At 41.9% G+C, this 12,337-nt stretch carries 10 protein-coding genes; 2 read left to right on the forward strand and 8 right to left on the reverse strand.

Features of this window, described 5'->3' with window-relative positions; genetic code table 11:
* Window positions 1-93 precede the first annotated feature (93 nt).
* Both glmS and NYF15_RS20670 read left to right on the forward strand, forming a co-directional pair.
* Window positions 94-1,914 (forward strand): glutamine--fructose-6-phosphate transaminase (isomerizing), encoded by a 1,821-nt coding sequence (gene glmS / locus NYF15_RS20665; protein WP_371354537.1) that lies wholly within the window; start codon window positions 94-96, stop codon window positions 1,912-1,914.
* Between the two features lie 156 nt (window positions 1,915-2,070).
* Window positions 2,071-3,189 (forward strand): alpha/beta hydrolase-fold protein, encoded by a 1,119-nt coding sequence (locus NYF15_RS20670; RefSeq protein WP_371354625.1) that lies wholly within the window; start codon window positions 2,071-2,073, stop codon window positions 3,187-3,189.
* On the opposite strand, the gene NYF15_RS20675 is transcribed toward NYF15_RS20670, so the two are convergent.
* The 8 genes from NYF15_RS20675 to NYF15_RS20710 form a co-directional block, all read right to left on the reverse strand.
* Window positions 3,190-3,552, reverse strand: a complete 363-nt coding sequence (locus NYF15_RS20675; protein WP_371354538.1) for a hypothetical protein — start codon at window positions 3,550-3,552, stop codon at window positions 3,190-3,192.
* A gap of 16 nt (window positions 3,553-3,568) precedes the next feature.
* Window positions 3,569-3,838: a hypothetical protein gene (locus NYF15_RS20680; RefSeq protein ID WP_371354539.1), complete on the reverse strand. Its 270-nt coding sequence runs from the start codon at window positions 3,836-3,838 to the stop codon at window positions 3,569-3,571.
* Window positions 3,839-4,147: 309 nt separating this feature from the next.
* Entirely contained in the window at window positions 4,148-4,972 is an 825-nt protein-coding gene (locus NYF15_RS20685) for a hypothetical protein (RefSeq protein ID WP_341803565.1), read from the reverse strand.
* Window positions 4,962-5,648: an iron-containing redox enzyme family protein gene (locus NYF15_RS20690; RefSeq protein WP_371354540.1), complete on the reverse strand. Its 687-nt coding sequence runs from the start codon at window positions 5,646-5,648 to the stop codon at window positions 4,962-4,964. The genes NYF15_RS20685 and NYF15_RS20690 overlap by 11 nt, the downstream gene beginning before the upstream one ends.
* A 1-nt stretch (window position 5,649) precedes the next feature.
* A complete protein-coding gene (locus NYF15_RS20695; RefSeq protein WP_130150879.1) occupies window positions 5,650-6,759 on the reverse strand; it encodes a beta-ketoacyl-ACP synthase III in 1,110 nt (369 codons plus the stop codon).
* Window positions 6,756-7,319 (reverse strand): diguanylate cyclase, encoded by a 564-nt coding sequence (locus tag NYF15_RS20700; protein WP_130150880.1) that lies wholly within the window; start codon window positions 7,317-7,319, stop codon window positions 6,756-6,758. Before NYF15_RS20700 ends, NYF15_RS20695 begins: the two co-directional genes overlap by 4 nt.
* A gap of 210 nt (window positions 7,320-7,529) precedes the next feature.
* Window positions 7,530-10,745, reverse strand: a complete 3,216-nt coding sequence (locus NYF15_RS20705; protein ID WP_371354541.1) for a S41 family peptidase — start codon at window positions 10,743-10,745, stop codon at window positions 7,530-7,532.
* A 150-nt stretch (window positions 10,746-10,895) separates the two neighbouring features.
* The gene (locus NYF15_RS20710; protein WP_371354542.1) at window positions 10,896-12,314 is read right to left on the reverse strand and encodes a 5-methyltetrahydrofolate--homocysteine methyltransferase; all 1,419 of its coding nucleotides are present in this window, start codon (window positions 12,312-12,314) and stop codon (window positions 10,896-10,898) included.
* Window positions 12,315-12,337 lie beyond the last annotated feature (23 nt).

The raw sequence follows: 12,337 nt of genomic DNA on the forward strand, positions 1-12,337 counted from the left end.
CGTAATAAGACCGACAACACCTTATTACGCATCATTTATGACAACACATACCGCCCAAAGTTAAACACTTTGGCATGTGCAAAAGGAGAGATTATGTGTGGAATCGTAGGGGCTGTTGCAGAACGCCCAGTAAATAAAATTCTTGTAGAAGGCTTAAAGCGTCTTGAATACCGTGGCTATGACTCAGCAGGTGTAGCCCTCGTTGAAGGCAATGTATTAAATACAGTAAAAGCTGTAGGTAAAGTTGCTAATTTAGAATCAGCCCTTAATGCTGCAAATGTAAAAGGCACGACAGGTATCGCACATACGCGCTGGGCAACACATGGCGGTGTAACTGAAGCGAATGCACATCCGCATATTTCGAATAGCGAAATTGCACTCGTTCATAATGGTATTATTGAAAACCATGCTAGCCTGCGTGATGCGCTAAAAGGTGATGGTTATGAGTTTTTATCAGAAACTGATACTGAAGTAATGGTGCACCTTATCCACCAACTTCGTCAGCAACACACTTCTTTATTGGCAGCAGTACAAGCGGCTGTTAAGCAGTTTGAAGGCGCATTTGGTACCGTTGTTTTTGATAAAGCGAACGACAACGAAATCATTGTAGCGCGCTCAGGTAGCCCATTGGTTATTGGTTTAGGTCTTGGCGAAAACTTTATTGCATCTGACCAACTTGCTCTATTACCTGTTACTCGTAGCTTTATTTACCTTGAAGAAGGTGATGTTGCTCGTATTACCCGTGACAGTGTGGAAATATTTGATGCAAACGGCGAGGTAGTCGAGCGCGAAGTGATTGAATCAAACATCACGCAAGATGCATCAGGTAAAGGCGAATATCGTCACTACATGCTGAAAGAAATTTACGAACAGCCTCTTGCTGTACGTAACACACTTGATGGCCGCCTTCACAATGATACTGTGGCAATTGATGCCTTTGGTGACAGTGCTCAGCAAATCTTTAAAGACGTAAAGCACGTACAAATTATTGCCTGTGGTACTTCATATCACTCGGGTATGGTTGCGCGTTACTGGCTTGAGCAGTTTGCAGGCGTGAGCTGTAACGTAGAGATTGCCTCTGAGTTTCGTTACCGTGAATCATTTGTACATGAAAACAGCTTACTTGTGACCATTTCACAGTCTGGTGAAACAGCCGATACACTTGCTGCACTGCGTCTTGCAAAACAGCAAGGTTATATGGCGTCAATGACCATTTGTAACGTACCTGGTTCATCACTGGTGCGTGAATCTGACTTAGCCTTTATGACTAAAGCAGGTGCTGAAATTGGTGTTGCATCTACTAAAGCTTTCACCACACAACTTGTTGGTTTATTAATGCTAACTGCATCTATTGCGCAAGAAAAAGGCTTAGATCAAAGTGCGATTGTCAATGCAATTAAAACACTGCCTAACAAGTTAGAAGAAGCATTACTGCTTGCAGAAGGCATTGAAGATTTAGCTGAAGAGTTTGCTGATAAACACCACTCACTATTCTTAGGTCGTGGCTCACAATACCCAATCGCGATGGAAGGTGCACTTAAGCTGAAAGAAATTTCATACATTCACGCTGAAGCATACGCGGCGGGTGAGCTTAAACATGGTCCTTTAGCGTTGATTGATGCTGACATGCCAATCATTGTTGTAGCGCCAAACAATGAACTACTTGAAAAGCTTAAATCAAACGTAGAAGAAGTACGTGCCCGCGGCGGTATTATTTATGTATTTGCAGATAAAGACTCACACTTTGAATCTGATGAAACAATGCGTGTAATTAACGTAAACCATGTGGATGACGTGATTGCCCCAGTTGTATATACAATCCCATTGCAGCTACTTTCATACTACGTTGCGGTTATTAAAGGCACCGACGTAGATCAACCTCGAAACCTAGCAAAATCGGTAACGGTTGAATAAGTTTAGAGTTTTATATTTATTAAGGCGCAATATGCGCCTTTTTTTGTACTTGTAATTCTGTTAGCTTAAAAAATTACCAACATCTCTTAAGGATAAGTCGTGCGACTATTTAAGTTACTCTGTATTAGTGGTTTTTTACTCTGTACTAGTTATGTAATGGCTCAACCAGCCGCAGGTGAGGCGGTTACAAATTACAGCCAACATACGCATACTATCGAATCAAGTAATCTTAGTGAGCAACGCACTGTCGTTGTGCAATTACCAAAAAGCTATCAGGCCCATCCTAATAAGAAATACCCTGTTATCTATCGTTTAGATGGGGCTGGCAATGTGCCATTGATTAATGCTGTGCTTGAGCGCTTACAACAAAATGATCAGGCGCCAGAGGTGATTGTAGTTGCAATTGAAAGCACTAATCGACTTAGAGACTTTTATCCCACAGTGAACAAAGAACCACAAGGGCCTGTTGGTGAAGGCGGTGGTGCAGCAAAGTTTTTAGCTTTCGTAGAGCAAGAACTGATGCCTTTGGTTAATAAGCAGTATCGCACTCATGATTATAGAATTATCGCAGGAGCTTCCGCGGCTGGTGTATTTGCTCTTTACGCAATGCAGGCTAACCCCGAGCTATTTCAAGCACATATTGCTTATAGTCCTGCGGTATGGTGGAACTATGGCGCCCCGGCTAAGAGCTTAAAAGCCTTTGTCACTAAAGCCAACAGTATCAACAGCTATGTATATATGAATATCGGCGAAGAAGCTGGCATTATGCGCGAAAGATACGATGATATGCAGCAAACGATGCAAAATAGTAAGGTGCAAAATCTGCGCTTTAAGAGTGACGCCTTTGCAGGCGTTTCGCATAACCTAACCTCAGCTGCAGGGGCATTTAATGCGTACCATGGCTTATTTTTATCTAAACATATGCCTTTGAGTGCGCTGGGCGATGATGTTTCATCGATTGATGCCTATTATCATGGTTTATCTCAGCAATGGGGTGAGCAAATAGCGCCACCAGACCGTGCTGTTAGGTTACTTGGTTACAGCTTAACGGATAACCAGCAATTTGAGCGGGCGATTGAGGTGTTTAAGTACAATATCAAAAACTACCCTAAATCAGCGTATGCCCTGTCAGCTTTGTCATATGGCTATGAAATGCAAGGTAATACTCGCCAAGCATTATTCCAAATTGAGGCTGCAATAGCGGTTGCCGATGACGCTTACCCTTACCTTAATTACTTAAAAGAGACAAAAACGAGGTTGCAAGGGCTGCTATAATCAATAAGCTCGCTCCCCTAAGTCATAAGCAAAGTAACCATATACAGCTAAGATCATCGTAATCGTAAAGGAGTAATGCATCACTCGAGCGAGTACAAGGTCAATAGGGCGTGCGTGGCGAAGTATTGCTTCGTCGTTAACGATGGTTGCTTTGGCAGGCTTTTGACGACGAATTACTTTGCCATACATGGTCACTCTTATGCCTATTCCTTTATCCCAAAGAGGCTCGTGTATTCCTTCGTCACGCATTTTTTTCTCAATATGCTTCATCGAAATGCGAGTGAAGCATAGAGTTGAGATTAAAAAAGCAATAAATGATGGTCCAGCTAAAATCCAGAAAATATTTTCAGGTATAGTAAACATTTAAAAGTAACCTTGTTTAGTAAGCGCCTTCCCCTAAATCATACGCAAAATAACCATAGGCAATTATTAGCATCAAACCTAAAAATGATACATGCATTACTCGAGCTAAAATTAAATCAATAGGTCTGGCGTGCCGTAAAATTGCTTCATCATTAACAACAGTAGCTTTTACAGGTTTTTGTCGCCTAATAACTTTTCCATACATAGTCACCCTTATACCTATACCTTTATCCCAAAGTGGCTCATGTATTCCTTCCTCGCGCATTTTTTTCTCAATGTGCTTCATTGAAATACGAGTGAAGCACAGGGTTGAAACCAAGAATGCTATCACGACCGGGAGTGAAATTATAAAAAAAGTGAACTCGGGTATTATATACATATTAAAACCTGTCAAAACTTGAACTTAAATCATACACAGCGCCAGATATAAGTTGTTCTAAAGAATCACCCATATAACAGGGCCATGGCAATAGCAATGCAGACACTGTGGCCCACCTATAAAAGCCCCTGTTCTACAACTGCACGGCGTTGTAATGAGTGTATGTAAGTTAATTAAGGCAGTAAGAGTTATAACTTAGCCTTTATTTCCAACACATTAAGCGATTTGCTGTTTTCTCATTGCTTCGAGTTTGGCGTACATATGTTCTGTAAAAAAGCCGTGCATTAAAAATCGTTGCCCTAAATTCCACGGGCCTACGAGGTAATGCGGGTATTTATTATATGCGTACTCGGTTAATGAGCTATCGTTGATTATTTTTCCTATTCTAATTGCGATGCTGTGATCTAGGTTGAATCCATTAATGGCATCGCGATATTCATCACGTTTTAATAATAAGCAAAACAAGCACATAAATAAGGCATGTGCGGTTTCAAAATCAATGACTTGTGTGGCTTTTTTTTCGATGAAAAAATCTTTCATATTAATTGGTTGCCAACTTTTCCAATTATATCGATTGGATTTATTAATGTGTGTTTGAGCATTGCCGAGTTGTGCGAAGGACTCAAACAATTCTTGGTCGTGATCAACAAAGCTATTGTGTAGCATGTCGTCTATTGTTTTAGGGTATAGATTCACTCTATAACTGTGATCTGTGTTTTCTGAAAGGAAATTTAAAATATTTGATTCTGTGGCAAAGTGCCTAAGAATAAGCATATTCGCCTCTGGCGAAACAAAGTACTTACAAAACCAGCAAATGGTTTTTTGTAAAAATGTATGCGCACTAAATTGTGGTAATGGCAGCCTTTTTAAAAACCAAATCAGATGCAATAAAATAGCAAATACAAACTGCAAAATGGGCCTTAGTGTCCAGCGAAAGCGATTTTCTAAATCTTTGTGCCAAAGTGTTAATGCTTGTTGCTCAATAGGCAGAGAGTCATCATTTTTTAGTGCCCTTAGGTAGGCGCTTTGGTTATTGCTCATTATCAATCTCCTCTAGTTGCAAGCAATACAAACGCCCTACAACCTTAGCTGTTTTAACTATGGTGGCCACTTTTTCGTTTGAGGATGCGACGCGATCAATGAGTTGATAAAGTTCTTTTAGGTGCTCAACATCATTTTTGCCATGATATTCTAAAAAACGAGTGATGTTTGCTGTGGGTTGTAAGTGCTCTTTAATCAGCTTGGCCCACTTGAGTGACATTTTGTTTCCTAACCCTTCAATGATCCACATAGCACCAATGAGCGCAACAGGGTTGGGTTTACTGGCGCTGTACATTAGGTAACCATGCAGTGCCTCTGAGCCTAAATTTCTGTCGGCTGTTTGTATATCATCAAGGTTGCCACCGGCTGCTAGGTAGTCTTTCTCGATCATCAAATAGTCGCGGTGTTCTTCGTGGGCATGATGGATAACGCTAGAGCGAACATCACTGTAATCACGGTCAAAACTGGATGCGCTGCGGCTTATCCACCTTGAACCTTCAATCACTTGTTGACGCATATTGAGTAGTAAATGACGGTAATCTTGTTGGCTTAATTTACCCGTTTCTAATCGTTTTACTATTGGCACTTTTGACAGATTGCGATCAAAATCAAGCCATACTTGTAGTAACTGTTGTAGGCATTTCTTACCAAGCTCAGTTTGAATGTAATGTTCCATGTTATTTCTCTATTGTTAGCAGCATATATGCGCAGTTAAATCGGCCTGACTCAGGAACCATACACAGAATCGTGTCGCCTGAGTTTAAAGTATGCGTTTTTATAAACTCATCCAGCATGATAAATAATGAAGCGCAGCCGGTATTTCCTCTGTCATAGAGATTTGTGTACCATTTTTCTTCAGGAATAAAAGTGCCAGCTTGTTCTAGCATTTCAAAAATTTTGCCTTTGAAATAGTGTGATGAAAAATGGCAAAGTACATGATCGATTTTATCAACGTCGACATCACCTGCATTTATGAGTTTTAAAAATCCATTAACACCAACGGTAACGATATTATCTAATAGCCTAACATCTTGCCTGAGCAATAATGCGCCAGCTTTTTCTGCTGCAGCGTAGGTTGGGTAGTCTTGCCAGGTTTTTATATCCTCATTTTTACTTTTGCCTAATGACATGCAGGTATCGTATACGTCAGCGTGAGAAAAGCTTTTTATCCATTCGATTTTTAAACTTGTGGTGTTAGGTCTAGGGATATTTTCGAGCAGTAGGGCGCCGGCCCCGTCTGAGAGCATCCAGCGCAAAAACTCGGCATTAAAATCTACGGCATTATCTGTAATTACTTCATAGCGCGAGTGTTTGAATAGTCGAGAGGCAAGCTCGCTTGCTACCACTAATGCGTTATCGCTTAATTCTGCTTTGATATTAGCGAATGCGTATTTGAGCGCCATCATACTACTTGAGCAAATACCATGGCTGGTGTTTATTTCTACTTCAGGAATATTAAGCTCGGCTTGTAACATGCTACTAAACCCAGGTAAAACCATATCACCTTGACTGGTTGCAGTACTTAACAGCTTGATTTTACTGCGCGGTAGAAAACTGTTTTCAATGCAGCTTATAGCTGCCTTCTTAGCTAGGTCACAGTTGCTTTCAACTGTTTGCTGCTTTGTGTTTATGGCGTAGTGGCGTGTTTTTATACCATTCGACTTTAAAATTTTATTTTTTAAGCGGCTGGGTTTGTTATTTATTAAGCCCAGTACAGCTTCGATTTCGTCATTATCGATTGGGTTTCCTGGCAAGTAGCGACCAGTACTATTTATATATACGTTCACGCTTTTCTTCCTTTAAAGTAAGCATAAATACAGCGAAGGTTTTCTTCCATGTAGGGAAACACACATACAATAGCCATAAATGTTAAATAAGCAGGTAGGTAGCTAGATGTGCCATATGGGTTTTCAAGTAATGTAAATGTCATTTCTCCATTGAGATCTAAGGTAATTAATTTTAAAAAATGATCCCAATTGATGACAATAATGCTGGTTAGCATATACAGGGGCAAGGATCCTAAATAGGTGTGGGCGTGCATTTCCCAAATAGAGATTTCTCTTATGGGGGATGCATAGGCAACATCCATATGGGCAACGAGCTCGTGCAAAACCCAAGTTATGATACAAATAAGTAAAATGAGTGCATTGACATCAAATATAAGGCAGAGCACGATGGGTAGCCCCATCTGAATTCCCATGACGGAATGCATTAATGTTTCTTTAATGCCTGTAGTGTGTTCTATCTTAGTTGCGCGGTGACAGCACCAATCAACAAATCCAGCTATTCCCCACAGCGGTAAGAAAAAGTACAGCAATGCATTTATTAGTAGTAAAGAGGTATCCATTCTCGTTTGTTCCTTTTTTACCATGCATAGTAGGGGGTTATGATTTTTTAGTCAAAGCGTACTTTTCATAATACAGCTCATGGCAAATTATAATTTGTTATTATGGCCTATTAATAAAGGGCTAGAAACTGAGGGATAGATAGGGTCGCTGTGCAGTGTTTAATACCCCGCATTGCTGCGGGGTTTTTTGCTTTTTTACAGAGTTAAAAATTAAAAGTCAGTCGGTGCGGGTGGCACGGTGAGTGGCTTTTTCGGGTTGTCTTTTAGCTCTTTTAACAGCTCTTCTACGGCACGTTCAATCGACGGATCTTTACCTTGATAGATAAGCTCTGGGCGGTCAACAACCTTGATATCTGGGGTGACACCTTCGTTTTCGATGATCCAGTTACCATCGTTATCTAAAATGCGGAATGTTGCCGCGATAACTTGGCCGCCGTCGACAAGGCTTGGGTTACCTGAAATACCAATTAAACCACCCCAAGTGCGGGTACCAATAAGCTTACCTAACCCCGCCTGACGAAAGTAGTAAGGAATAGCGTCACCGCCTGAACTTGAGTAACCATTGATCAGCATGGCTTTTGGACCATCATGAGCAAATTGTGGTGTTTTCGTTGGCTCAACACCGCGGCGCTTCCAATAGTTAAGCGGTTTACGGGCAAGCCACGTGATCATGTGCTCAGGAATAAAGCCGCCGCCATTGTATCGGTCATCAATAATCATGGCGTCTTTGGTAGTTTGCGGCATGTAGTTTTTGAACATGGCGCGGTTACCCTCAAACGCTGTATTGGGTAAGTGAACATAACCAATACGGCCATTTGATAGCTTATCAACATAGGCTGCACGAGAGTTAACCCAGTCTAAATAACGCAAACCCTGTTCGCTCGCTACAGGCTTAACGGTAACTTGCCATGCACCTTTGCTGCGCGGTTTACTATTAAGCATAAGCTCTACTTGTTCACCTTGGGTGTTCTCTAGTAATTCGTAGAAGTTAGCTACGTCTTTTACTGAGCGGCCATTTACGGCAATGATGTAGTCGCCGTTATGTGCTTTTATCCCTGTTGTGCCAAGTGGTGAACGGAAGTCTTCATGCCAGTTTTCACCTTGGAAGATTTTCTCAATTTTTACGTATCCTGATGGATCGCTGGCAAGTTTTGCACCCAATAAACCATGCTTTTTACGCTCTGCTTTTGGCATATCACCCGACTGCACATAAATGTGGCCTGAGTTAATTTCACCGGCGATTTCACTGAGAATGTAATCTAAGTCACTACGGTGTGAGATAGCATCAGCCATAGGTTGATACTTAGCTAAAATTGCGTCCCAATCTTGGCCGTGATGGTTTTCATCATAGAACCAATCACGTAATGTACGCCAGCCTTCAACATACATTTGCTGCCATTCAATTTGCGGCTCAATTTTTAAGGTCATTTTACTGAGATCGAGTTTATTCGCCGCTAAGTCTTGTTTGGCTTTTGGCTCAATTAAGCTGTAATCCTTGCCTGCATGAACAAGCAGGTGCTCACCGTTACTCGAAATTGTGTAATTACTGACTCCTTCAGCCACGGTTTCAAGCTCACTATCGTGAGCTGTGCCAATCAGTTGCAAACCGCCATTAGCCAATGTTAGCACACCATCTTTGACTGCGGTTAAGCCACGATAATCACCTGCTGGTGCATTTAAAGCGGTTACACGCTGCATAAAGTCGCTGCTTTGCAGGGTATTTTTCGCTTTCTTATCGTCATCTTTTTGTTTATCACTGACGATCGCTGTTTCGTCACTTTGTAGTGCGATAAGTGGCTTGATACTGTCATTTACGGCAGCGGCATAAATACGGGTTGCACGATTAAACATATAGTCAAACTCGTAGCTACTAAAGGCTAAATTAAAGTCGCGCTCAGAGCTAAAGTACAGGTATTGACCATCAGGAGAAAAAGTTGGATTTTGCTCATTGGTCATTTCATCCGTTAAGCGAGTCACTTTCTTTTTATCAATATTGTAGTGCCACAATGAGGCATAGCGGTTTTCATTGTTTTTCACATACACAATGTCTTCGCTATTTGGCGACCAGGTATATTGGCGGATGCCTTCTTCATCGTAGATGCTGGTATCAATTTTGTGTTGTTTACCCGATTTTGCATCTATCCACCAGAGTGTGTGGTTTTTATCTGCAAATAACAGTTTTGAGCTATCTGGTGACCAAATTGGTGTAAAACGCCAAATAGTGCCGTTGCTGGTTAGTTGCTTGGTGGCATTGTTGTCGCTGCGATCTTTTAAGTAAATTTCGTATTCGCCACTTTCATCGCTCATATAAGCAATATAACGGCCATTTGGCGACCAACTTGCGTCAATTTCGCGACCTTTTGCTGTGTAAGATAAATTACGTGTTGGGCCTTGTTTAACTGGTACGCTAAATAACTCACCGCGGGCAGTAAAGAGTGCACGCTTACCATCATGAGAAATCGACATTGAGTCGATAAAGTCACTGACATTTTTTGTGTACGGCATTGCATACTGACGCACACCAGCAATGTTAATGCTCAGCTTGCTGCTTTTTTGAGTTTTTGGATCAAAGCGATAAAGGTAACCACCATTTTCATAGACAACCGCAGTTGGCCCTGCTGATGGCCACAATACGTCAAAGTCTTTATGGTTGGTTAGCTTCTTAGGCTCAGCGCCTTTTTGGTATTGATACAGGTTAAGGGTGTAATCACGGTCAGATACAAAGTAAATGTTGTCGCCAACCCAAGTAGGTTGCTGATCGGTAGCACGGTTACTGGTCAGTTGCTCTGAGGTATTGTTTTTTAAATCGTAAACCCAGACATCTTGTGCACGACCGCCACGGGTGCGCTTCCAAGTACGAAATTCACGATCAATCGGCGTGTAAACATATTTGCTGCCATCTGGCGAAAGCATCCCGCCACCGGTTTCAGGAATAGCAAGAGGCTGCTCAAGGCCACCGTCAGCAGGCACCATGTATGGACGACCCATACGTTTACCCCACGGTGTGCGGTTAGCACGAAATACCACATTTTTGCCATCCGCTGTCCAATCGAGAACACGATAATCAAAACCGCCGCGTGGTGGCATTGGGCCAACATCGTTGTAGTAAGTCAGTTGCTTTAAGCCAGAGCCATCGCTGTTAATGACATAAATTTGGCGGCTGCCATTGTACTCGGCTGCAAAGGCAATGCGTTTACCATCAGGTGAAAACTTAGGGAAGGTTTCAAAGCCAATATGGTCGGTTAAGCGTTTGCTCTCGCCTGTTTGCGTATTAGCAATGTAAATATCGCCACCGTACACAAAGGTAACGTTTTGGTTATGAATATCAGGAAAGCGCAGTAAACGCGTGTCTTTAGTTTCGTAAGCTGATGCCCAAGGTGCCAGTGTCGCAGCCATGGCCAGTGCCAACGTTGTTAGTTTTTTCATGGGATTACATCCTATTTTGGGAACTGTAACAGCATAACAATTCGCTTAAAAATAGCGATGCAGATGCGATGAAAGCACTGTTACAAAATATGAATAAAAAAGGTTGGCATTTAATGCCAACCTTTAATCGCTATTCGTGAACTTTAAAACCTAATGTTCATGATTATGCTCTTCACTTTGCTCTGCAATACCTAGCCACGTAATTGCGCTTGGTGCGAAGGCTAATTCTAAATCACCTTCAATTTCGAGATCTTCAATGTGCACTTTTAGTACGTGCTGAGCGATAGGATCGGCAACGTAAGCAAACTCACTATTTTGTGATACAGTCATGCTGAAGCTCATGCCCTCTGGCATAGTTGTTACATCTTCTTCAGTAATATCTACTTTACCTGCAAGCTCCCAATGCATGTGGCCGTCGTGCTCATGGGCTTCAAGCACGTTTAAAAAGCCTAAGCTATCAAGTACTAAAAAGTGCGCTCCGCTTCCTGAGAATGAGTAAGAGACGGCACTTGCACCTTCATCAAGTTGCCACTCAAGCACTTCCATTTCAGCTTCGCTTGGGTTAATACTTACAAATACACCTGATGCAATAGCAATGAAGCTTTCACTACCTTCATGGCCGTATAGTGTACCAATGCGTGTATCCCCTAAAGCATCAATGTTGACGATTTTTTCTGCATGGTATTCATCGTCGTGCTGGTGGGCAATTAACACACCGTCGCCACAACCAAACGCTACATAATCATGGTTTTGTGCTGCACCGTGTAAATCGGGGCAGGTTAGTTCAAATGTTTGTTCAAGCTCATATTCACCATCATGAAGGTGGTAAACGCCAACTTGATCAGGCAAAACTTTAGCATTTGAAGTGCTCTCGCTATCATCGCGACGCAAGGTTGCAATTAGGTGCTCGCCACGTGGTTCTGCAACACCATGCATATTAATGTCGTACTGAATGCCTGGAAGTGTGGCGGTTTTGTTTGCAATGTCGTTATCGGTTAATACTTCAACAGAGGCAGCCGTACCTGCATCGGCATTGCCATCATAAAATACAGCCATTTGGCCGTCGTGCTTAACGATGTGAGTTGGGCGGCTACCGGTTGTTAATTCGTAGTCACTAAAAGCTGGACTTTGTTTATAGTCGTGTAGGTGATCGCCATGATCTTCACGCCATAAGCCACTATCAATAAAGCCCAAGTAGTCTTGATTGCGATTTGCAATTACCGCATAGCGATAGCTAGGTGATACATTTAATGAATTTGAATCATGGGTTAGTGTAAACGACTCGAGTAGCGAGTTATCATCTAAGTCAAAAATATTTGCTTCGTTACTGTTCGCAGCTAACACCGCTAAGCGACCCATAGAATCAATAGCATGGTCATCACCGTGATCATGATCATCGCCATGATCATGATCATCGCCATGATCATGATCATCGCCATGATCATGACCGTCGTCAGGTGTTTCAATTGGATCTTTTTCAACAATGTTTGTTTCTGCATCACCACACGCGGTGATCAAGGTGCTACTAATTGCAAGAGCGAGTAGTTTTAGTCTAAATAAGTGTGTCATATTGATTTTCCTTAATTGTAATT

The organism is Pseudoalteromonas sp. 68 DY56-GL68, from assembly GCF_041414825.1.
In the GTDB taxonomy this organism is placed as follows: domain Bacteria; phylum Pseudomonadota; class Gammaproteobacteria; order Enterobacterales; family Alteromonadaceae; genus Pseudoalteromonas.

Bases quoted from the DNA above. Each gene is read 5' to 3' on its own strand.
- glmS (WP_371354537.1), top strand. From the start codon at position 94: ATGTGTGGAATCGTAGGGGCTGTTGCAGAACGCCCAGTAAATAAAATT.
- NYF15_RS20670 (WP_371354625.1), top strand. From the start codon at position 2,071: ATGGCTCAACCAGCCGCAGGTGAGGCGGTTACAAATTACAGCCAACAT.
- NYF15_RS20675 (WP_371354538.1), bottom strand. From the start codon at position 3,552: ATGTTTACTATACCTGAAAATATTTTCTGGATTTTAGCTGGACCATCA.
- NYF15_RS20680 (WP_371354539.1), bottom strand. From the start codon at position 3,838: ATGAAGCACATTGAGAAAAAAATGCGCGAGGAAGGAATACATGAGCCA.
- NYF15_RS20685 (WP_341803565.1), bottom strand. From the start codon at position 4,972: ATGAGCAATAACCAAAGCGCCTACCTAAGGGCACTAAAAAATGATGAC.
- NYF15_RS20690 (WP_371354540.1), bottom strand. From the start codon at position 5,648: ATGGAACATTACATTCAAACTGAGCTTGGTAAGAAATGCCTACAACAG.
- NYF15_RS20700 (WP_130150880.1), bottom strand. From the start codon at position 7,319: ATGGATACCTCTTTACTACTAATAAATGCATTGCTGTACTTTTTCTTA.
- NYF15_RS20705 (WP_371354541.1), bottom strand. From the start codon at position 10,745: ATGAAAAAACTAACAACGTTGGCACTGGCCATGGCTGCGACACTGGCA.
- NYF15_RS20710 (WP_371354542.1), bottom strand. From the start codon at position 12,314: ATGACACACTTATTTAGACTAAAACTACTCGCTCTTGCAATTAGTAGC.